Source organism: Azospirillum sp. OGB3, from assembly GCF_014192915.1.
In the GTDB taxonomy this organism is placed as follows: Bacteria; Pseudomonadota; Alphaproteobacteria; order Azospirillales; family Azospirillaceae; genus Azospirillum.
In genome coordinates, this window is the sequence record NZ_JACHYN010000005.1 from 71,490 (window position 1) to 93,048 (window position 21,559).

The 21,559-nt window shown below is 70.1% G+C and carries 19 protein-coding genes; 8 read left to right on the forward strand and 11 right to left on the reverse strand.

The window, feature by feature from the left end; genetic code table 11:
- Positions 1 to 15: 15 nt before the first annotated feature.
- Positions 16 to 771: an SDR family oxidoreductase gene (locus tag FHW79_RS12655; RefSeq protein ID WP_014199259.1), complete on the reverse strand. Its 756-nt coding sequence runs from the start codon at positions 769 to 771 to the stop codon at positions 16 to 18.
- Positions 772 to 897: 126 nt separating this feature from the next.
- Here FHW79_RS12655 and FHW79_RS12660 point away from each other — a divergent pair, with 126 nt between their 5' ends.
- A complete protein-coding gene (locus FHW79_RS12660) occupies positions 898 to 1,509 on the forward strand; it encodes a TetR/AcrR family transcriptional regulator (protein WP_183179257.1) in 612 nt (203 codons plus the stop codon).
- A gap of 16 nt (positions 1,510 to 1,525) precedes the next feature.
- Here the strand turns inward: FHW79_RS12660 and FHW79_RS12665 are convergent, their stop codons facing one another.
- The 6 genes from FHW79_RS12665 to FHW79_RS12690 form a co-directional block, all read right to left on the reverse strand.
- A complete protein-coding gene (locus tag FHW79_RS12665; protein ID WP_183179258.1) occupies positions 1,526 to 2,314 on the reverse strand; it encodes an ATP-binding cassette domain-containing protein in 789 nt (262 codons plus the stop codon).
- Entirely contained in the window at positions 2,311 to 3,414 is a 1,104-nt protein-coding gene (locus tag FHW79_RS12670; RefSeq protein ID WP_183179259.1) for a siderophore-interacting protein, read from the reverse strand. The genes FHW79_RS12665 and FHW79_RS12670 overlap by 4 nt, the downstream gene beginning before the upstream one ends.
- Positions 3,414 to 5,408: a Fe(3+)-hydroxamate ABC transporter permease FhuB gene (gene fhuB, locus FHW79_RS12675; protein ID WP_247884338.1), complete on the reverse strand. Its 1,995-nt coding sequence runs from the start codon at positions 5,406 to 5,408 to the stop codon at positions 3,414 to 3,416. The genes FHW79_RS12670 and fhuB overlap by 1 nt, the downstream gene beginning before the upstream one ends.
- Positions 5,401 to 6,354: an ABC transporter substrate-binding protein gene (locus FHW79_RS12680; protein ID WP_183179260.1), complete on the reverse strand. Its 954-nt coding sequence runs from the start codon at positions 6,352 to 6,354 to the stop codon at positions 5,401 to 5,403. The genes fhuB and FHW79_RS12680 overlap by 8 nt, the downstream gene beginning before the upstream one ends.
- Positions 6,355 to 6,364: 10 nt before the next feature.
- Positions 6,365 to 8,614, reverse strand: a complete 2,250-nt coding sequence (locus tag FHW79_RS12685) for a TonB-dependent siderophore receptor (protein ID WP_183179261.1) — start codon at positions 8,612 to 8,614, stop codon at positions 6,365 to 6,367.
- 90 nt (positions 8,615 to 8,704) lie between these two features.
- Positions 8,705 to 10,372, reverse strand: coding sequence for a cyclic peptide export ABC transporter (locus FHW79_RS12690; RefSeq protein WP_183179262.1), 1,668 nt, complete (start codon positions 10,370 to 10,372; stop codon positions 8,705 to 8,707).
- Positions 10,373 to 10,579: 207 nt separating this feature from the next.
- Here FHW79_RS12690 and FHW79_RS12695 point away from each other — a divergent pair, with 207 nt between their 5' ends.
- Positions 10,580 to 11,572: a FecR domain-containing protein gene (locus FHW79_RS12695; RefSeq protein ID WP_183179263.1), complete on the forward strand. Its 993-nt coding sequence runs from the start codon at positions 10,580 to 10,582 to the stop codon at positions 11,570 to 11,572.
- Positions 11,573 to 11,585: 13 nt separating this feature from the next.
- Here FHW79_RS12695 and FHW79_RS12700 read toward each other — a convergent pair whose 3' ends face one another.
- Entirely contained in the window at positions 11,586 to 14,015 is a 2,430-nt protein-coding gene (locus tag FHW79_RS12700) for a TonB-dependent siderophore receptor (RefSeq protein ID WP_183179264.1), read from the reverse strand.
- A 154-nt stretch (positions 14,016 to 14,169) separates the two neighbouring features.
- On the opposite strand from FHW79_RS12700, the gene FHW79_RS12705 reads away from it, so the two are divergent.
- Together FHW79_RS12705 and FHW79_RS12710 are read left to right on the forward strand one after the other, a co-directional pair.
- Entirely contained in the window at positions 14,170 to 14,703 is a 534-nt protein-coding gene (locus FHW79_RS12705) for an RNA polymerase factor sigma-70 (RefSeq protein WP_183179265.1), read from the forward strand.
- 174 nt (positions 14,704 to 14,877) lie between these two features.
- On the forward strand, positions 14,878 to 15,786 hold the full coding sequence (locus FHW79_RS12710; protein ID WP_183179266.1) for a hypothetical protein: 909 nt from the start codon (positions 14,878 to 14,880) through the stop codon (positions 15,784 to 15,786).
- On the opposite strand, the gene FHW79_RS32635 is transcribed toward FHW79_RS12710, so the two are convergent.
- The 3 genes from FHW79_RS32635 to FHW79_RS12725 form a co-directional block, all read right to left on the reverse strand.
- A complete protein-coding gene (locus FHW79_RS32635) occupies positions 15,744 to 16,235 on the reverse strand; it encodes a hypothetical protein (protein ID WP_247884339.1) in 492 nt (163 codons plus the stop codon). The genes FHW79_RS12710 and FHW79_RS32635 overlap by 43 nt on opposite strands.
- 113 nt (positions 16,236 to 16,348) lie before the next feature.
- Positions 16,349 to 17,428, reverse strand: coding sequence for a metal-dependent hydrolase (locus tag FHW79_RS12720; RefSeq protein WP_183179267.1), 1,080 nt, complete (start codon positions 17,426 to 17,428; stop codon positions 16,349 to 16,351).
- A gap of 30 nt (positions 17,429 to 17,458) precedes the next feature.
- The gene (locus tag FHW79_RS12725) at positions 17,459 to 17,845 is read right to left on the reverse strand and encodes a response regulator (protein WP_183179268.1); all 387 of its coding nucleotides are present in this window, start codon (positions 17,843 to 17,845) and stop codon (positions 17,459 to 17,461) included.
- A 239-nt stretch (positions 17,846 to 18,084) separates the two neighbouring features.
- Here FHW79_RS12725 and FHW79_RS12730 point away from each other — a divergent pair, with 239 nt between their 5' ends.
- From FHW79_RS12730 to infC, 4 genes are all read left to right on the forward strand, one after another.
- A complete protein-coding gene (locus tag FHW79_RS12730) occupies positions 18,085 to 19,818 on the forward strand; it encodes a sensor histidine kinase (protein ID WP_247884340.1) in 1,734 nt (577 codons plus the stop codon).
- A gap of 242 nt (positions 19,819 to 20,060) precedes the next feature.
- Complete coding sequence (locus tag FHW79_RS12735; protein WP_183179269.1) at positions 20,061 to 20,270, forward strand: cold-shock protein; 210 nt, start codon at positions 20,061 to 20,063, stop codon at positions 20,268 to 20,270.
- Between the two features lie 287 nt (positions 20,271 to 20,557).
- Positions 20,558 to 20,761: a 30S ribosomal protein S21 gene (gene rpsU / locus FHW79_RS12740; RefSeq protein ID WP_183179270.1), complete on the forward strand. Its 204-nt coding sequence runs from the start codon at positions 20,558 to 20,560 to the stop codon at positions 20,759 to 20,761.
- Positions 20,762 to 20,853: 92 nt separating this feature from the next.
- A complete protein-coding gene (gene infC, locus FHW79_RS12745; protein ID WP_183179499.1) occupies positions 20,854 to 21,387 on the forward strand; it encodes a translation initiation factor IF-3 in 534 nt (177 codons plus the stop codon).
- The last annotated feature ends 172 nt before the right edge of the window (positions 21,388 to 21,559 follow it).

The following is a 21,559-nucleotide window of genomic DNA, read 5'->3' on the forward strand; positions in this document are numbered from 1 at the left end:
TTTATGGGATGGGGATCACTGCACCGTCAGGCCGCCGTCGACGTTGATCGACTGGCCGGTGATGAAGGACGCGGCGTCGGAGCACAGCCAGACCACGGTGTCGGCGACCTCGCGCGGCTGGCCGACGCGCCCGACCGGGTGCAGCGGGCCGAGCGCCGCGTTCACCGCCTCCTCCCCGCCGAAGGACCCGGCGCTCATCGGCGTCTGGATGATCGCCGGGCAGACGGCGTTGACGCGGACGCCGGACTTGGCGACCTCGATGGCGACGCTGCGGGTCATGCCCTCGACCGCCGCCTTGCTGGCGGAATAGACGCTGTTGCCGGCCAGACCGATCTGGCCCAGCACCGAGCCGGTGGACACGATGGCGCCCTTGCCCTGCCGCAGCATGATCGGCAGCTCGTGCTTCAGGCACAGCCAGACGCCCTTGATGTTGACGGCGACCATGCGGTCGAAGTCGGCCTCCGTCGTGTCGGCCACCGAGCGGCCAAAATGGATGCCGGCGTTGTTGAAGGCGTAGTCGAGCCGGCCGTGGTCCCGCTCGATCCGGGCGAACAGGGCGGCGACCTCCTCGGCGTCGGCGACGTCGGCCTGGACGAAGACGGCACGCCCGCCGGCCTGCCGGACGAGGTCCACCGTCTCCAGCCCCTCCGCCTCGCGCCGCCCGGTGACGATGGCCGTGGCGCCCGCCTTGGCGAAGGCCAGCGCGGTCGCCCGCCCGATGCCCGAGGTGCCGCCGGTGACCAGGGCCACGCCGCCGCTCATATCCGTCATTGTCCTCTCCATGCCCGCTGGGTTATGATGATGACCATCATGAATGGACTTATTCATGGCGTCCATCATGAATATCGCCGCGACCTCCCACGATGAGGGCGTGGCAGCCATGCACAGGGTGACGACGTGAAGGTTTCCAAGGAAAAGGCGGCGGAGAACCGCGCCGCCATCGTCAAGGCGGCGGGGCGCCTGTTCCGCGAACGCGGATTCGACAGGGTCGGGGTGGCGGAGATCACCAAGGCCGCCGGGCTGACCCACGGCGGTTTCTACGGGCATTTCGCCTCGAAGGACGCGCTGGCCGCCGAGGCCTGCGAGACCGCCTTCGCGGAAAGCCTTGACCGGCTGCCCGCCGACGCGGCGTCGCCGGAGGGGTCGCTCGACGCTTTTCTGACGCGCTATCTGAGCGACCGGCACCGCGACCGGCCGGACGCCGGCTGTCCGATGGCCGCCTTCGCCGGGGAGGTGGCGCGGCAGGACCCGGCGGTGCAGGAGCGTTTCGGCGCCGGTGTCGAGCGCTTCTTCGCGGCGGTGGAAAAACGCTTGCCGGAGCGGAGCGGGGAGGGTGACGCCGGACGCCGCGACCGCGCCATCGCCATCGTGTCGGCCCTGGTCGGCGGCATGGCGCTGGCCCGCGCCACCGCACCGACCGATCCCGAACGGTCGGCGGAGATTTTGGCGGCGCTGCGCCGTCAGCTCGGGATTTTGGGAGATGGCGGGCTGGGAGATGACGGGGCGTGAGCGCGCCCGCCGTCGCTCAGCGCACCAGCGCGACCGGCTCGCCGCTGTCCGGGTGGGGGATCACCGCCATCGGCACCCCGTAGATGGCGCCCAGCCGGACCGGCGTCATGATCTCGACCGGGGGGCCGCGGTCGATCAGCCGACCGCCCTGCAGGGCGACGATGTCGTCGCAGAAGCGCGCCGCCATGTTCACGTCGTGCAGCACCGCGACCACCCCGATGCCGCGCTCGCGCGACAGGCGGCGGACCAGGGCCAGCACCTCCACCTGATGGGCGACGTCGAGCGCCGAGATCGGCTCGTCGAGCAGCAGGCAACCGGCGTCCTGCGCGATCAGCATGGCCAGCCACACCCGCTGCCGCTCGCCGCCCGACAGGCTGTCGACCAGCCGATCGGCGAAGGGCGCGGTGTCGGTCAGCGCCAGCGCCTCCTCCACCTTGCGGGCGTCCTCCGCGCGGAAGGCGCCGAGCGCGCCGTGCCAGGGATAGCGGCCGAGCGCCACCAGTTCGCGCACCAGCAGGCCGGACGCCGCGGGCATGTGCTGCGGCAAGTAGCCGATGCGGCGGGCGAGCGCCCGCTGCCGCCAGCGGTCCAGGGGCCGGCCGTCGAACAGCACCCGCCCGCCGCTCGGCGGCTGCTGGCGGGCGAGGATCTTCAGCAGGGTCGATTTGCCGGAGCCGTTGTGGCCGATCAGCGCGGTCACCCGGTGGGGGAACAGGTCGCAGGACGGCAGATCGAGCAGCAGGCGCCCCGGCAAGGCGAAGCGCACCCCGTCGAGGCGGAACATCGGCTCCATGGCGGGCGTCATGTGGAGGTTCCCGGCGGTGTGCGCCGCCAGTAGGCGACGGCCAGCATGCGGTCGCGGTCGATGCCGCGCCCGCGCAGATGCTCGCGCAGCCGGGCGAGGTCGTCGAACTCGCAGGCGACCCAGGCGAACAGGGTGGCACTGTCCGCCGGGAGGGTCAGGGCGCGCACCGCCTCGACCAGCGGGCTGGCCGTATCGGCGTTGCGGCGGTGCAGCCAGCGGACGGCGATCCCCGCGGGGGCCTGCAACGGCAGCTCGTCCGCCGTGTCCTCCACCTCGATCAGGGCGGTGCCGCGCGCGTCGTCGGGCAGCTCCTCAAGGATGCGGGCGATGGCGGGAAGGGCCGTTTCGTCGCCGGCCAGCAGGTACCAGGAGGCCGGAGACACGCCGAGTCCGTAGGGGCCGGACATGCCGCAGAGGTCGCCGGGCCGCGCCCGCCGGGCGAAGTCGGCGCCGGGGGCCTCGCCGGAATGGCCGTCATCATGGCCGCCGTCCTCGTGAAGGACGACGTCGATGTCCAGCGCGCCGGCGTCGGCATCGACGCGCCGCAGGGTGTAGTAGCGGACCGCCGGCCGGCGCTCGGGCTCGGGTAGGACCGGCCGCCCGTCGGGGCCGGGGCGCGGCCAGGACGGCACCTCCAGCCCCGGCGGCGGCAGGTAGAGGCGGACATGCAGGTTGTCCGACGTCGCGAAGCGGCCGAGGTCGCGGCCGCGGAAGGTGATGCGGCGCAGGCGCGGGGTCAGGTCGCGGACGGCGGCGACGCGGATCTCGCGGAAATCGGCGAACAGTGCCCCGGTCTCGACGTCGCCAGTCCAGACGATCGCCGCATCCTCCCCGAGCAGGCCGAGCAACTGCTCGGTGACGGAGCCGCGGAACCGCTCCAGGAGGCCGCGGTCGTCCGATTCCGCCCGCAGACGCAGGGCGTCCGTGCCCACGGTCAGCGTCAGGCGGCCGAACGGCCCGTCCGTCGTCCGGCGGTCGCCCTCGCGGGCGAAGGTCAGGCCGTAGGGCTCGGAAGCGGCGACCAGCCAGTCCGCGGCGGCGGCGGGGGTGTCGGGAAGGATGTCTTGGGAAATCGCGGTGTCGCAGGAGAAGCGGGGCATCAGCGCCGTCCCAGAAGCCAGAGGAGGAAGGGGCCGCCGATCACGGACGCGAGCAGCCCGGCCGGCACTTGATAGGGGAAGATCACGCCGCGTCCAAGCCAGTCGGCGGCCAGCATGACCAGCCCGCCGAGCAGGGCGGAGCCGGCGAGATGGCCCGCCGCCCGCTGCAGGCCGAGCATGCGGGCGAGGTGCGGCCCCATCAGCCCGACGAAGCTCAGCGGCCCGACGATCAGCGTCGCCGCCGCGGTCAGCAGCGCCGACAGGCTGAACAGGACAGCGCGGCTGAGCGGCGGGCTGACCCCCAGCGCCGCCGCCACCCCGCCGCCGAGCGGCAGCAGGTCGAGCCAGCGCGCCACGAAGGGGATGGCGGCGACGCCGAGCCCGGCCAGCAGCAGCGCCGCCAGCGCGTCGGTCGGGCCGACCATGTAGGTCGAGCCGGACAGCCAAGTGACGAGCGTCTGCAGGCGCGGGTCGTGCCCGGCCATCAGGACGGCGACGACGACCCCGGAGATGGAGCTGGTCGCGATCCCGGCCAGCAGCAGCCGGTCGGGCGAAAAGCCGTCCTTGCGGCCGAGCGCCAGCATCGCCGCCAGCACCGCCGCCGCTCCCGCACCGCCGGCCAGGATCTGGGCGCCGCGGCTGGGGGTTTCGGCGGAGAACATCAGAACGATCACGCCGAGGATCGCGCCGGAGGAGACGCCGAGGATTTCCGGCGCCGCCAGCGGGTTGCCGGTCATCCGCTGCAGCGTGGCGCCGGCCATCGCCAGCATCGCCCCGCCGGACAGCGCGGCGAGCGCCCGCGGCATCCGCCAGGGTTCAACGGCGGCAAGGGCGTTGCCGGCACTCCACTCCCAGCCGTCCGGACCGCGGCCGGCGGCGACCGCCGCCCACAGGGCCAGCGGCAGCAGCAGGGCGCCGGCGGCGAGCAGCAGCGCCGGGCGGGGCACCCGCGAAGGCGGCGCGGCGGCGGACGTGACCGGCGGCGCCGCGCTGCGCAGCCGGGGCAGCAGCCACAACAGCATCGGCACGCCCAGCACCGCGGTGACGGCGCCGGTCGGCAGCTCGCGGTAGGTCACCGGGGCCAGCAGCACCAGGGCGTCGGTCGCCCACAGCAGGGCGGCGCCGCACAGCGTCGCCCAGAGCAGGCGCGGACCCAGCCGGCGGGCGCCGGCCATGCCGACGATGGTCGGGGCGGCCAGCCCGACGAAGCTGACCACGCCGACGGCGGCGACGCTCAGCGCCGCCAGCATCACCGCGATCACCAGACCGGCCAGCCGGGCGCCCGCCACCGACAGGCCCAGGCTGCGCGCCCCGCCCTCGCCGAGGCCGAGCAGGACCAGCGGGCGCAGCACCAGCGCGGCGGCGAGCGCCAGCACCGCCAGCCGAGGCGCCAGGAAGGCGGCCATGCTCCAATCCTGCTGGTCGAGGAAGCCGGCGCCCCACAGGAACAGGCCGATCAGCAAGTCGTGGTTGAACAGCACCATCACGCCGCTGACCGACCCGGCGTAGAGGCTGAGGACGAGGCCGGCCAATACGACGGTGACCGGCGACAGCCCCTTGCGCCAGGACAGCGCCAGCAGCGCCGCCGCCGACAGCCCGGCCCCGGCCAGCGCCACCCATTCCCGCCCCAGCGCCAGCGCCTCGGGCAGCCACAGCGTGGCGACGGCGAGCGACAGGTGGGCGCCGGCGGAGATGCCCAGCGTGGCGGGCTCGGCCAGCGGGTTGCGCAGGACCTGCTGCAGGATGGCCCCGGCGAGCCCGAGCGCCGCCCCGACTAGTAGGGCGACCGCGAAGCGCGGGAACAGGACGTAATGGGCGGCGAGCTGGTCGAGCCGCGCCGGGTCGGGAGCGACGAGCGCCCGCCACCACAGCTCCAGCGGCAATTGCCGCTCAAGGACCAGAGCGGACACCAGCCCGGCCAGCAGGAACAGGCCGATGACCGGCCAGCCGGGACCGAAGCGGCGGGACGGGGGTGCCATCGCGGTGTCAGCCATGATGCGGCGCGAGCCCGTCGCCGAGCAGGCGGGCGAAACGCTCCGCCGCCGGGACGCCGCCGTAGAACAGGATGGGCGGCAGGATGGTGACCCGGCCTTCGCGCAGGAAGGGCAGCCCGGCGAACAGCGGCAGGGCGGCCAGGGCCTCCAGCGCCCGCCCGCCCTCGCTGCCGATGTTGACCAGCTTGGCGTCGGGGCGTCCGGCCAGCCGGTCCATGGTCACCGTGGCGTGTCCGTAGGGGCCGCTGGGACCGGTCCAGGCGTTCGCGATCCCCAGCCGGTCGAGGACGTCGTGATAGAGGCTGTTGCGCCCGTGGATCAGGACGCGCCGCCCGTCGAGGACGCTGAGGATGTAGAGCGGGCGCGGTTCCCAGCCGGACAGCCGGTCGCGCGCCGCCGCCAGAGTGCGGTCGAGCCGGGCGACCGCCCGCTCCGCCGCCTCCGGCACGCCGAGGCCGGCGGCCAACCCGCGCAGCGACGCGATGGCGAAGGCGAGTTGCCCCCCCGGCTCCCCATCCCCGTCGGACCGGGTGTCGAAGGGCGGATGGACGGTGACGGGGGCGATCCGTTCCAGCCGGCCCTGCACCGCCGACAGCGCGCCGTCGCTGATGAAACGCGCCGGGGCCAACCGGTCGAGCAGCTCCAGGTTCGGCTCCGCCCGCGCGCCGATGTCCGGAACGCCGTCCGGCACCGCCGGCTCGATCACCGCCCGGCGGTAGCGGTCGAGCTCGGGCAGGCCGCGGGGAACGATCCCCAGCGCCAGCAGAGCCTGCGCGCTCGTCCAGTCGAGCGCGCAGAGTCCGCCGTCCGTCCTTCGCTCCGCCGACCATGCGCCGCCGGCCATCAGGACGGCAGGGAGCAGGGCGGCAGGGAGCAGAGCGGCAGGGAGCAGAGCGGCGGTGCGGAGGACGCCGCGCCGGCCGACGGTGCCGTTGATGCCGGGCATCGGGGAGGCCTTACCAGCTGTACTTCAGCGTCGCCAGGACTTGGCGGCGGTTGCCGTACAGCACGGTGTTGTCGTAGAAGCCCGGCGAATAATACTTCTTGTCGGTCAGGTTGCTGACGTTGAGCGCGGCGCTGGCGCCCGCCAGCTCCGGACGCAGGGCGCCCAGGTCGTAGCGGATGGCGGCGTCGATCAGCGTGTGCTCGGGGATGCTCGCGGTGTTGGCGATGTTCTTGGACGATCCGACATAGCGCACCCCCGCCCCGAGGCCGAGGCCGTCCAGCGGCCCCGCCTTGAAGGTGTAGTCGCCCCAGGCCGAGGCCATGTGGCGCGGAATTCCCTTCGGCCGCAGCCCGACCGAGCTGGTGGAGGAGCCGACGGCCGGGTTGTCCTTGGTGATCTCGGCGTCGATGAAGGCGTAGGAGGCGATCAGGCTGAACGCCTCCGTCAGCGCCATCTTGCCCTCCAGCTCGATGCCGCGGCTGCGGATCTCGCCCTCCTGCACGGCGTAGCCGCTGTAGAGCGGGTCGTTGGTCGACACGTTTTGCTGGGTGATGTGGTAGAGCGAGGCGGAGATGAAGCTGGTCCAGCCCGTCGGCTGGTACTTCACGCCGACCTCGTACTGCGTGCCGGTGGTCGGCTTGAAGGTGCCGCCGCCGCGTTCCGGCGCCAGCGTGCCGGTGCTCGGCTGGAACGAGGTCGCATAGCTGGCGTAGGGCGCGATGCCGTTGTCGAAGACGTAGCCGAGGCCGGCGCGCCCGGTGAAGTCGTGGTCGCGCGTGGTCTGGAAGCCGTTGGAGAGATAGTCGACCTCCTTGCCGACCACCCAGTCCTGACGGCCGCTGAGCGTCAGGATCCAGTTGTCGTAGCGCAGCTGGTCCTGGAGGTAGGCGCCGATCTGGGACAGCTTGCTCTTCCCGTTCACCCAGGGGTCGGCGTAGAGGAACTCCGTCCCCGGATAGGTCGGGTTGAAGATGTCGACGACCAGCGAATTCAGCGTGTTCCGCCGCGTCTCCTTGCCGGAGTAGTAGCCGTAATCGACGCCGGCCAGGATGGTGTGCGAGACCGGGCCGGTGGTCAGCTTGCCCTGGATGTTGCTGTCGATCAGGTAGGTGTCGGTGTTCTTCGGGCGGTCCTGCAGCCCCACCGGGTAATAGCGGCCGTCCACCAGCTCGACCGGCCATTCGGTGCTGAAAGCGGATTGGAAGCTGACCCGGGAGTGCATGTAGCGGGCGTTCTGGTGGATCGTCCAGCTCGGGCTCAGCTCATGCTCGACCTCGTAGCCGATCGACGTGTTCTTCACCCGCCAGTCGGACACGCCCGGAACACCGAAATAGAGGTCGGTGCCGATCAGGTCGAGCGCGCTGCGCGGGATGCTCTGCTCCGAACCGCTCATCTTCAGCGACTGGTAGCTGGCGAGCAGGGTCAGCTTGGTCCTGTCGGTCGGCTTGAAGGTCACCGCCGGCGCGATGTAGAGGCGGTCGTCCGGCGCGTGGTCCACCTGGGTGTCGGACAGGCGGCCGAGCCCGGTCAGGCGGTACAGCACCTTGCCCTCGCCATCGACCGGCCCGCCGAGATCGAAGGCGGCCTGACGGCGCTTGTAATTGCCGGTCTGAAGCTGGATTTCGTGCAGCGGCACGGCGGTCGGCCGCTTGCTGGTCAGATTCACCACGCCGCCGGGCGCGGTCTGGCCGAACAGGACCGACGAGGGGCCCTTCACGATGTCGACGCGCTCCAGCCCGTAGGGCTCGAACGTGGTGTCGTAGTTGTTGAAACCGGCCCGCAGGCCGTCGCGGTAGATGCCAAACAGGCTGAAGTCGCGGAAGCCGCGCATCGAGAAGTCCGGGGCGCCGGGGCCGCCCGGATAATCGACCACGACGATGCCGGGCGAGTAGGCGACCGCACCGCCGAAATCCTGAACGGCGCGCTGGTCCATCTCCTCGCGGGTCACGACAGAGATGGTCTGCGGAATCTCGACGAGCGGCGTGTCCACCTTGGTGCCGACGGCGCTGCGCGTCGCGACATAGCCTTCGGTGCCGCCGACGACGCCCTGAACGGTGAGCGGGGCGAGAACCGTGGCGTCGCCGGCCGATCCGCCGTTGACCGATCCGCTGGCCGGCGGCTGCTGCGCCAGGGCGGTTGACTGATGCGCCAACGCCGTCATTCCGGCCATCGTCGTCGCCAGCAGGAACGCCTTCAGGCGCCCGCGCTTGCCCGTCGCCGGACGGCCGGCCGCTGCGGCCGCCCTAACCCCAATCTCCATCTCCAAACCCCCGAATGACGCTCGATCCGGCGGGTTCCGCGTCCTGCGAAACCCGTCTCCTGGCTCTAAGACGAAGGGGGTAGGCGGAACTTAAGGGGATTTTTCCGTCGGTGTGAATTTTTCCTGCACAACCGTCCCGGCGGTCAGCCGGAGCAGATGGTCGGCCACGTCGAAATAGCGGTCGTCGTGGGAGATGACGATGATCGTCTTGCCCATCGCCTTCAGGCTCGGCAGCAGCTCGGTGTAGAAGATCCGACGGAAGGCCGGGTCCTGGTCGGCGGCCCATTCGTCGAACACCAGCACCGGCCGCCCCTCCGTCCAGGCCTGGAGCAGGGCCAGCCGTTTGCGCTGCCCGGTGGAGAGGTCGGTCGTGCTGAACACGCCGTCGACCAGACTGACCTTGTGGGCGATCTCCAGCCGTTCCAGATAGGCCTGGGCCTCCTCCGGCACGTTTCCGCCCGTCTGGATCAGGTCGTCGAACAGGAAATAGTCGGCGAAGATCGTGGTGAAGAGCTGGCGGTAGTCGTCGCGCGTCTCCGGCGTGACCGGGGTGCCGTTCAGCAGGATGGCCCCGTCCTGCGGGGCGTAGAGGCCGAGCAGCATCTTGATCAGCGTGGTCTTGCCGCAGCCGTTCTCGCCGACGATGAACAGGATCTCGCCACGCCCGACGCGCAGCGACACGGGGCCGAGCACGAAGGGCTCCACGTCCGGCCCGGCCGGCGGGTAGGCGTAGCGGGCGTCGCGCAGCTCCAGCGAGTCGATGGTTTCGGGAGGCCGCCCCTCGTCCTTCATCAGCAGATGCGGTTCCGGCGAGGCGAAGGCCGCCGACAGCTCGGCGATGCGGCGGAAGGCGACCTGGGCGCGGCTGACGATGGGCAGGGTGCCGATCAGATGCTCCAGCGGCCCCTTCATGTAGAGCAGGACCAGGATGAAGCCGCTGAGCGTGCCGCGGTCGGTGCTGGGCCACAGCGCCTCGACGCCGAGCGCCACCCCGATGACGATGAAGAACAGCGTGGAGCCGAACCCCTTGGCGACGACGAAGAGGGTGATCGAGCGGATCTGGACCTCGCAGATGCGGTCGATGGTCCCGCGCAGCGCCGCGCTCTGCAGGCGCAGCCGGCGCGGCCGGTTGATGCGCAGCTCCTTCGCCCCTTCCGCCAGCGAGCGGTAGTGCTTCTGCAGCTCGTCCTCGTGGGCGCGCGCCTCCTGGAAGCCGTCGATGCCGCGGCCGCGCGCGATGTACTGCACGGCGCTGCCGATCAGGATGGCCGCCGCCGTCGCCAGGAACATCGGCCAGGACAGCAGCGCCAGATAGACGAGGCTGCCCAGCGTGACGCTGAGCGACACCGCCAGCGGCGCGAAGACGAAGGCGAAGTCGCTGATGGTGTCCACGTCGTGGGTCAGCACCGGGATCAGGCGGTGGCTGCGGTAGCGCTCCAACTGGTCGATCGGCGCGGTCAGGATGCGGTCGCCCAGATCCTTGCGCAGCCGCGCGATCACCCGCTGCCCGATCCGGTTGGTGCCGATGTCGGACAGGACCGAGCCGGCCAGCGCCAGCGCGCACAGTCCGGCGAAGGCGAGCAGGAGGCCGGCGCCGGGGCTGTCCCCGGCGTGCAGGATGCGGTTGATGGCGGCCAGCAGCCCGGTCACGCTGAGCCCGCCCAGCACTCCCAGAAGGGTGGCGGCGGTCAGCAGCGGCCAGAAGGGGCGCAGGAGATGAAGCAGCGCGGAAACGCTGGAACGGGGGAGCGTCGGCATTGGCTTTCCTGGGAGACGGGACGGATGGCGGCTGGCGCGCAGGCCCATCTGGAGGCGGACGCGCACAGCCCTCCTGACTAGGACGAACGAGCGGAGCAAAACTGAAACGGCGTCCGGCGGGCGGGCGCGGCGATCCGCCCCGTCTTGCGATCCGGTCCCGGTCTGCCCTATAGCTGGCACACGATTTCCGGAGCCGAGCGCGCCTGTATGCCTCCGTCCCATCCTTCCGACGACGACCGCGTGACCGAAGAGGCGGCGGACTGGTGCCTGCGCCTGCAAGCGGAGGAGGTGAGCGACGCCGACCGGGCCGCCTTCGAGCGCTGGTGCCGGGAGGACCCCCGCCACTTGGCGGAATTCGACGCGATGCGGGAGCTGTGGGGGTTGTCCGCCGGACTGCGGCCGCGGGTGACCGCGACCCCCGCTCCGGCACGGCCTGTCGAGACGGTGCGCTCTCCCATTGTCCGGGCGCCGAAACGGCGGCGCTGGGCGCTGGCGGCCTGCGTCGCGGCGGTCCTCGCCGTCGGCTGGCCGGTGGGCTGGTCGTTCGGTGTACTGCCCGGCACGGTGGACGTCTTCCTCGGCGGCGACCGGCACCGCGTGGTCGGTCTGCCCGACGGTTCGACGGTGGACCTGAACGTCCGCACCACTCTGGTCTATGCCCAGTTCCGCGACCGCCGCAGCGTGTTGATGGACCATGGCGAGGCCTATTTCGCGGTCACGGGCGACGCCGCGCGGCCCTTCACCGTCTTCACCGCCGCCCATCGGGTCCGGGTGACGGGGACGCGGTTCAACGTCTGGGCCAACGACGGCGAGCTGGCCGTGACGCTGGCCGAGGGCGCGGTGACCGTGAGCGCCGCCGCCGCAGCGGGGGAGGAGCCCCTGCGGTTGACGCCGGGCCAGCAGGGCCGCTTCGCCCGCGACAGCCGGTTCGGCAGCGTCGCGCGCGTCGATCCGGCGCGGGTCCTGTCCTGGCGCGAGGGCAAGCTGGTGTTCGACGACATCACCTTGGCCGACGCCGTCCCGCTGCTGAACCCCTACCTCTCGCAACCGCTGCGGCTGGCCGACCGCCGGGTTGGGGCGATGCGCATCGGCGGCGTGTACGACGTCGCCGACCTCGACCGCGTGGTGGCGTCGTTGCCGCGGGTGCTGCCGGTGACGATCGCCGCGAAGGACGGCGCGCTGATCCTCTCCGCCCGCTGAAGCCGCGGGCCGGTTACCAGCGGTAGGAGAGGGTCGCCAGCACCGCCCGCCGGTTGCCGACGAAGACCGAATCCTCGTAGAAGCCCGGCGAGAAATAGCGGCGGTCGAACAGGTTGGTCGCGGTCAGCGTCAGCCCGACACCGTCGAGCGACGGGCCGAGCCGGTCCAGCTCGTAGCCCAGGCTGACATCGACCAGCGTGTAGGCGGGGACGCGCACGCTGTTCGTAGCGTTGTATGTCGCGCCGACATACCGCAGCCCGATGCCGGCAGTCAGGCCGTCGGTCGGTCCGTCCTCGAAACGCTGGCGCAGCCAGAGCGACGCGGCGTGGCGGGGGACGGAGGCCACCCGGTTTCCCGTCTTGTCGGTGCCGCCGGGGGCGGGGGTGTCGCGGGTGACCCGCGCGTCGGTGCGGGTGTAGGCCGCCGTCAGATCGGTCGTTTCGCCGATCGCCGTCCGCGCTTCCAGCTCGACGCCGCGCGACCGTGTCTCCCCAGTCTGGGCCAGATAACCGGGATGGTCCGGATCGGCGGTGGTGAGGTTGCGCTGCACCGCGCGGAACAGCGACGCGGTGAGCAGCGCGTCGAAGCCCTCGGGCCGGTAGCGCAGCCCGGTTTCGATCTGCGCGCCGCGGCTCGGCGAGAAGGGGCGGCCCTGCGCGTCGCTGCCGCTGGTCGGCTGGAAGGAGGTCGAATAGCCCACGTAGGGCGTCAGGCCGTTGTCGAAGCGGTGGGCGAGCCCGATGCGCTTGGTGACGGCGCGGTCGAACTGCGTCGTCTCCACCGGCACGCTGTCGGACAGCAGGCCGCGGACGTCCGTGCGGCTCCAGTCCAGCCGCCCGCCGAGCGTCAGGCGCCAGCCCCCGGCGGCGATCTCGTCCTGAAGATAGAAACCGGTCTGGCGGATGCGGTCGGTCAGGTCGTTGAGCAGCGCCGCGTCCCAGGCGTAGGGGCCGCCATAGACCGGGGCGAAGACGTCGATCGGGTCGGCCACCGTGCCGTTCCGCCGCGTTTCATGCACCCGGTAGTGGGCGTGATCGACGCCGGCCAGCAGGCCGTGGCGCAGCGGTCCGGTGGTGACGGTGCCTTGCAGGTTGGCGTCGGCCAGCAGGGTGGAGCTGGTCTTGGGCCGGTCCTGCAGCCCGAACCGGTAATAGCGGTCCGCCTCCAGCGCGCCGGAGTCCGACCAGCTCCACCGGTAGCCGACGCGGCTGCGGCTGTGGCGCAGGCTGTGGCGCAGCGTCCAGTCGCCGGCCAGGACCTTGCCCAGGGCGTGGCGGACCTCGTAGCCGGCCGAGAGGGTGCGCGAGCGGTAGGAACTCACCCCCGGATAGCCCAGGAACAGGCTGGAATGGAGCCGGCCGTAGGGGTTGTCCAGGACCGTGCCCGACACCGGGACGCTCTGCTCCGCCCCCATCTTGCGGAAGTCGAGGAGACTGGCGAGCAGGGTGATCTCGGTGCCCTCGCCGGCCGACCAGGACAGCGCGGGGGCCACATAGAGGCGGTCGTCCGGCGTGTGGTCGACCTGCGTGCCGCTGCGCCGTGACAGCGCGGTCAGCCGGTAGCGCAGCGATCCCGCGGCGTCGATGCGGTCGCCCAAGTCGGCGGAGACCTGCCGCCGGTCATGGCTGCCGCCCTGAAGCTGAAACCGGTGGAGCGGGTCGTCGGTCGGACGCTTGCTGGTCAGGGCGATGGCGCCGCCGGGCGGCATCGCGCCGTAGATGGCCGAGGCCGGCCCCTTCAGCACCTCGAGCCGCTCCACGCCGAAGGGCTCGTACTCCAGCCCATAGGGGTTGAAGCCGCTGCGCAGCCCATCGACCAGGACGGAATCGGAACTCTGGCGGAAACCGCGGACATAGACGTCGATGGCGCCCTGGCCGCCGGGATAGTCGATGGGGCGCACGCCGGCGCTGTAAGCCAGCGCGCCGTTGATGTCCTGGACGTCGCGCCGGTCGAGATCGGCGCGCGTGACGATGGAGAGCCCCTGCGGCAGGTCTTCGACCGGGATTTCGGTGCGGCCGACGCTGCGGTCCGGGCTGGCGAGGTTTGCTGCTTGGCCGCTTTCCAGCGGTCGGCCCTCCACCGTCAAGGGGGGCAGGACGTCGGCGGTTTCCTGCGGTCGGCCGATGGTCGCCATGCCGTCCCGCAGCTCGAAGGACAGGCCGGTTCCGGCCAGCAGTTGGGCAAGCGCCGCCGCCGGGGCCATCCGTCCCGACAGGGCGCGCGACCGGCGGCCCGACACGAGGTCCGTGCTGTAGAGGACTTGCAAACCGGCCTGCTGGCCGAAGCGGGTCAGCGCCTCACCGAGGGAAAGGGCCGGAATCGCCAGCGGCCTGTCTTGGGCCGCAGGTTGCACGGGATCGGACAGGGCTGCGGGCGGAGCGGCGAGCACCGACCAGCCGAGCGCCAGCCCGCCGAGCATGAAGCCTGCGGAACGCGGTATCATCCGGAGCTCGTGCAACGAATACTAGAATTCACCTTGGGAAATTCTGCCTTTTCCTCATTTGCAAATGACTGTCAGTTGCATTAGCTTGCGACGGCTTGTCAAGCCTTGGGGATTGCCGCCCCGCCGCGGCGTCGCTTTGCACAAGGATCGTCCTATGCGACCGGTAGGAATCGCCGAGAACCAGACCCTGACCGACGTCTTCACGACGCATCGGCGGTCGCTGATCGGTGTGGCCGAGCGGATCACCGGGTGCCGCCACCATGCGGAAGACGTCGTTCAGGACGCCTTCCTGAGGCTGCTGGGGACGGAATCGACCGGCTCCATCCGGGCCAAGGCGGGCTACCTGATGATGGTCGTGCGCAATCTGGCGATCGATCACTACCGCCGGAAAGGCCTGGAATCGCGTCTGATGGCGGCGGAGGAGGAAGGGCAGGCGGTGAGCACGCCGGAGGCGGCCTCGCCGGAAAGCGTGAATGTGAACCGTCAGCTCTTGCAGACGCTCGAATCGGCGCTGGCCGATCTGCCGGAGCGCACCCGCTACGCCTTCGAAATGCACCGGATCCACGGCCACAGCCAGAAGGACATCGCGGAAATCCTCGGCGTGTCGCCGACGCTGGTCAACGTCATGATCCGCGACGCGCTGGTTCACTGCCGCAAGGCGATGAAGCGGGTCGACCCGTCGGCCTGAACGGTGGGACGGCGCCCGATCAGGATGGTCGCTTGACCTGCGGCCCGGCGATGGCATTCCCTGTCCGGGATATGACCGGGTGAGGACCGGGTCGCGGATGCCGCGCGCTGGTCCCTCCCGGTTGGTCTGGCGGACCGGCTGGACGGTTGCCGCATTCCCGGAGCTTCCCCGCCGATGCATGCCGAAACCCCGTTGGACCGTCAGTTGCGTCTCTGGCAGGGCCACCGCCGCCTGGTTCCGCCCGACGAGCGGATGCGCGCCCTGACGGAGCGGTGGCTTGGCCCCCACCTTGCCGCCTTGGAAGCACTGATGCTGGAACTGCGTCACGGCGTCGACCGGGATCGGGACGAGGGCCGGCTGACCTTCCCGAATCGCCGCAACCCTTACCCCAAGGGCTTTTGCCGCGAGATCAGCGACGTCGTCTTCGAGCGGCTGCGCCGGCGGATCGCCGCGCCGGACACGCCGGTCACACAGGCTCTGGCGGCCTTCGTACGGGAGGGAGGGCGCCTGTCCCCGATCTGGGGGGCGCTGCGCGGCAGCTACTTCCAGAACGCCATGCAGGTCGGCGCCCTCTACGTCGACGCTGCCAACGACACCGTGACCATCACCAAGCCCAAGGTCGAGATCCTGCCCATGGAGGCGAGCGGACTCGAACCGGTCGTCGAGGTGGCCCATTTCGCTCGGATCGCCCAGATCTACTGGGGCGGCACCCTCTGGGCAAACACCCTGTTCCCGCGGCTGGCGCCGGTCTTTCCCATCCTCTACATCGACCCGGATGGGCGTCCCCGCCTGCACCCGGACAGCCTTGGGGTCTTCGCCGAGAACATGGCCGGCGACTGTCGGTCGGCCCTGGCGTTCATGGAGCAGGAGCGCGACGGCGGACGCGTTTTGCCGGCCGACGTCACGGCCACGCTCGCCCGGTGGCGCGACCATGGCCCCTGGTTCGAGGAGATGTGCCCGACGCCCGATTGGGACCGGCTCCACGCCTGCTTCGCCGAGGTGGGCGACCCGCAGGGGCCGTACCGCTCGGCCCTGGGCTTTCAGGGGATGATCGAAGCGGTCAAGCGGGCGGCGGCAGTGTAAGGACCCCCGCGTTTCGTCGCGGTCCGGCTCTTTAACGACCGACGCCCTGCCGGTAAGGTGGAGCTATTGAGTTTTGCTATGGCCGCTCCGGCAGCGGTGCTGTGGAGCAAGATGTCGAACTCGTCGTTCACCAGCGATTCGATGATGTGCCAGGACAGCTCCGGATCGCCGGGGTAGGGCGGCAGCGGCTTCAGGCCCCAGCCCTCGTCCTTGTTCTGGTACTCGGGAGCCGCGCCGATGGAGAAGGTCGGCATCTTGTCCAGGAAGAGGTTCAACCCATGGTCGTTGTAGACCACGATCGCCACGTCCGGCTTGACCTCGGCCAGCCACTCGCGCCAGTAAAGCCGCATCGGGTTGTCGACGAGAAGCGCCGTCCGCTTGGCCTCGTCGGTGGCGATGCGGGGGATGACGTCGACCAGATGCCCGTCGTCGGGCACGTGCGAGGTCATGTTCGGGTGCGGCCAAGTGGTGCATGAGGGGGTGGTCGCCGATCTGCGGGACGACCACGCCCTCATGGAGCGGCACCTCGGCGTCGCGCTCGCCGGGTAACGGACCCGCGGGATCAGTCGGCGCGGACGGTCCGGTCCGCCGGCCCGGTGCCGACGATGCGGACCCACAGGTCCTGCCACGCCGCCCGCGACGCGTCCCGGGGCGTCTGGAAGGTCTCCACCGGACCGACCAGCCGTCCCGCCGGGTCGACGACGGCCCGAATGCCCCAGAAGCCGAGCGACGAGACGCCCGGCATGCCGTAGCGGTGGTCCAACGCCTGGACCAGCCTGCGCCCGTCCTCCAGCGGCTGTTCGCGCCAGATCAGATTGTCCATCGAGAACCAGCGGAAGACCTCGGCCTCCGGGGTCGCCGCGACCGCCTCAATGGCCGGCGAGCGGCCCCGCTCGAACCGCTCCCAGTGGATGCCCCCATCGCTCAGCACGGAGTGGAAGCCCACCAGCACCGCGTCCGGCGTTTCGGCCACCACCCGGCGCAGCACCGGCTGGAACAGGGTCGGGTAGGCCGTCACCTTGGCTGTCACTTCGGCCGTGCCGGCGATCTGCGCCCGGGCGATCGCCTCGACGCGGTCGTTGATGGCCCAGCCGCCGAGCGTGTAGGCCGACACGAGGATCAGCGCCGCCCCCGCAATGTCCTGCGCCAGGGCCGCCCGCTTGCGCAGCGCGACGCCGGTCACCAACGCGACCACCAGGATCAGGCTGTAGATCGGGTCGATGATCGGCATCGCGTTGATGGCGAAGCGCGTGGTGGTGAGCGGGTAGAGCCATTGCGTCCCGTAGGACGTGAAGACGTCGATCACCGGGTGGGTCATCAGCGCCAGGATGGCCAGCCAGATCCAGGCGCGCCGCGCCTCGCCGTCGCCCGATGGGCTGTCCGGGCCGTGGCGCCGGCGCTGCCAGAGCCAGACCAGCCAGCCGAACAGCGGGCCGGCGACGGGGCCGAACAGGATCGAATGGGTCAGGCCGCGGTGATGGACCCAGTTGGCAAAGGGGCCGCCGATCCAGCCGGCGGCGACGTCCAGGTCGGGGATCAGCGCGATGCCCGCGCCGACGGCGAGGGCGCGGCGGCCCAGCCGGCGGCAAAAGCCGGCCTGTGCGACCGTGGCCCCGAGAAGCATTTGGGTGACGGTGTCCATGGTCCCTGGTGATGTCGTGATGCGCCGGAATCAGGCGCCGGGGGCGACCGCCAGCATCCGCTTCAGCGCGTCCGATATCTCCTCGACGCGCACCGGCTTGGGCATGATCGCGATGGGGTCCGGAAAGCTCACCTTCAGCTTTTCGGAAATCTCGCCGGTGGCGTAGCCGCTGACCACCACCACGGGCAGGCCGGGCTCCTCGCTCCGCAGGTTGCGGATCAGCTCGTCGCCGGCCATCATCGGCATCCTGAGGTCGGTGACCAGAGCGTCGAAGGAATCGTCCTGCCAGATCTTCAGAGCCTCCTGGCCATTGAAGGCCGTGGTGACCCGGAACCCCTCGTCCATCAGGCCATGCTCCAGCGCCATGATCGCGATGGCTTCATCGTCGACCAGCAGGATGTGGCGGGGTTCGGTCATGGCGGCTCACCGTACAGAGTAAACACAGTCCTGGGTGCGGGACGGTGTGGTCCAGCTCCAGGTACGATTGTAACCGGCAGCGCGATGAAAAACAAAGCTGAACGGGCTATGGTTGTTTCCCCAGCCATTTCGGGGGGCTGCTAGCCCTTGTTCGTTCCGCGGGGATGTGTGCATTCTTCCTGCTGGGAACCGGCATGGCGGCGCCGGGCGAAGCCTTCACCAAAGGAAGACCTGCGACCTTGAAAATCGGCCTGAGGACGATGCTGATCGCCTGTCTGGGGGGCGTCGGGCTGGCTTTCACGGCCGGCACCGCCACGATTCTGCAGGTCGAAGCCGGGGAACGACTCCACCGTGTGATCGGCGAGCAGCTGCACCTCTACGCAGGCCAGGTCGCCGACAAGCTCGACCGCGGCATGTTCGAACGTTACCGCGACCTGCTGGTCGTGACGAGTCTGGAGACGATCCGCGCGACCGACAGTTCCCGCGATTCGCGGCGCGCCGTCCTCCAGAAGCTCCAGGACAGTTACCCGGACTATGCCTGGATCGGCTTCATCCGGCCGACCGGCCTCCTCGAAGCGGCGACGGGACGCGTCTATGAGGGCATGGACGTCAGCGCACGCGACTGGTGGAAGCAGGGGTTCGACCGCCCCTATGTCGGCGACGTGCACGACGCGGTGGTTCTGGGCAAGCTTCTGTACGCCAACCGGATGGAGGTTCCGCGCTTCGTCGATCTGGCGGCGCCGGTGCGCGACGAGCAGGGGACGCTGACCGGAGTCGTCGCCGCCCATCTCAGCTGGGATTGGGCGTCGGAGGTCGAACGCTCCGTGCTCGGCCAGATATCCGATGACGCCGAGGTCGAGGCGATGATCCTCTCCGCCGACGGCACGGTGATCCTCGGGCCCAAACCCCTGGTAGGCAAGCCGCTGGCTTTCGCGTCGGCGCAAGGGCGGCGCGCGTGGGTCGAGTCCTGGCCGGACGGGCGGAATTTCCTGACAAGCGTGGTTCGGACGAAGGGATACCGGGACTATCCCGGGCTGGGGTGGAGCGTCGTGCTCCGCCAGCCGGTCGATCAGGCGATGGCGCCGGTCGCGGAGCTGCGGAACCGGGTGATCGCCTGGGGTATCGCCGCCAGCCTACTGGCGGTCCTCGTCGGTCACGTCCTGGCGACGTGGCTGTCGGCGCCCTTGCGCGCCATGTCCAGGGCCGTCGAAGCTGCGGGTCCGGATGGCGCGATGCCCGTCCTGCCGCTGACCGGCCGCTACACGGAGGCGGCCACGCTGTCCGGGGCGCTGCACACCTACGTGAGCGACCTGCAGGAGGCGGACCGGAGGCTCCGCGGCACCGTCGCCGAAAAGACGGTCCTGCTGCGCGAGGTCCACCACCGCGTGAAGAACAACCTGCAGGTCATCTACGGGTTGATGATGGTGGAGATGCGCCGCCTACCCAAGGGGGACCTGTCGCGGGGCCGCATCGAGGCGCTGGCCGGGCGTGTGACCTCGATGGGGCGCCTGCACGAGCAGCTCTACACCTCCGGCGACCTGATGAACGTCGATTTCGGAACGCACCTGCGCCAGCTCTGCGACGCCCTTCAGGAGCTTCTTCCGAACGAGGCGGTCACCATCCATGCCGACACGGACGACGTGGCCTGTTCCATCGAACTCGCCACACCGCTCGGCCTGATCGCCAACGAACTCGTCATCAACGCCCTGAAGCACGCCTTTCCGGAGAGGCGACGCGGAACGGTCACGGTCCGGCTGCGGCAGGCGGGCGACCATCTGACGATGACGGTGGCCGACGACGGCATCGGCTGCCCGGACATGCCGCCCAAGGGGGGCATCGGCACGACGCTGGTCGATGCGCTTGTCCGGCAGGTCGGCGGCACCATATCCTTCGAGGCCCGGTCAGGCTGCACCGCCACCGTCAGCGTTCCCTTCACCGCCGACGCGAACCGCCCCGTCGCCGTTCACGCGTGATGTGATCCCAGAGTTGCGTCTGTGTTCAATTCCCTTCCGGAAAGCCGGACGCCACCGGTCGGCAACAGGCCGCTCAATAATCACTTGTAAAAGCCGATGGTCCTTCCCATCTGCAACCCATCAAGATTGTTTCGGGGCCTGCTGTCCTCAGCCACGGCCAACCGGTTTGGGTATCTTTTCCCGAAGTGAATTTGATCCCTGCCCGATGTCGGGCGGGGCACCATCAGCAAGGGAACAGACCCATGGCCAACGGCACCGTGAAATGGTTCAACTCCACCAAGGGTTACGGCTTCATCCAGCCGGATGACGGTTCGGCGGACGTCTTCGTCCATATTTCCGCCGTCGACCGCTCCGGCCTCGGTCACCTCAACGAAGGGCAGAAGCTGTCGTTCGAGGCCGTCCGCGACCCGCAGCGGGGCAAGGTGTCGGCCGAGGATCTGCGCGCGCTCTGAGCGCCGCCGCCCCCGATTCCAACGCAGAAGAACAGTGGCCGGCGGGCGTCGCCCGTGTCGGCAAAAGGATTCGCATGACCATCAAACTTCCTTCGACCGGAGCGGCCCAGGCCGCCCAGCCCCAGCATCAACGCCCCGTTCCCGCGGTCGAGCCGGCGTGGGCGCCCGGATGGCCCCGTCTCACCCCGCGTGAGATTCGCCAGATCGTTCTCGACACTTTGGGCTAACCGCCTCATCCGTAACGAAAAAAGCCTTCCCACAGAAACAACCGCGAGGACAGCCGGCCTATGCTCGTTCAGGTCCGCGACAACGATGTGGGGGGCGCTCTGCGCGCCCTGAAAAGAAAAATGCAGCGCGAAGGGCTGTTTCGTGAGATGAAGTTGCATCGGCGTTACGAAAAGCCCTCGGAGCGCCGGGCACGGCAGGCGGCGGAATCGGTCCGGCGGCGGCGCAAGCTGCTGCGCAAGCGCTTGCTGCGCGAGGGCTATTGACCGCGGCCGCCGATGCCTTAATTTGAGGGACGGCGTCAGGGCCGTCAGCACCCATTCCGGTTCCTCGCCGGACAGACCGTTGGAGACAGGACATAGCTAAACTCTACGATGCGGACCCGGTCCGCGAAGGCCCGCGCATCAATCGGGAAATCACGGCACGCACGGTGCGCCTCGTCGGTGCCGACGGTGAGATGATCGGCGTGGTCTCGCTGCGCGACGCATTTGACGCGGCGATTCAGGCCGAACTCGACCTCGTCGAGGTGGCCCCCCAGGCGGATCCGCCGGTCTGCAAGATCCTCGACTACGGCCGGTTCCGGTTCGAGGAGCAGAAGAAGGCCAACGAGGCGCGCAAGAAGCAGAAGATCATCGAGATCAAGGAGCTGAAGCTCCGGCCGAACATCGATGACCACGATTACGACGTGAAGATGCGGGCGGCGCGGCGCTTCCTCGAAGAGGGCGACAAGGTCAAGATGACCATGCGGTTCCGCGGACGAGAGATGGCGCACCAGGATTTGGGCATGAACGTGCTGATCCGTGTGCGCGACCTGTTCGAGGACATCGCCAAGGTCGAGCAGATGCCCCGGATGGAAGGGCGCATGATGGTCATGGTCATCGCCCCGCGCTGACCGGTCACCGGCCGGCCGCGCGTTTGACCGCATGTTCGACGGCATGGGGACCGCCCTTCGTGGGGTGGTCCCCATGCGTTTTCGGCGACAGGCCGCCTTCATCGCACCCACTTTTCATCAGCATCGCTGAACCCAATCGCCGCGGCCCTGTTTAAAGGGCACGGTTGAACGG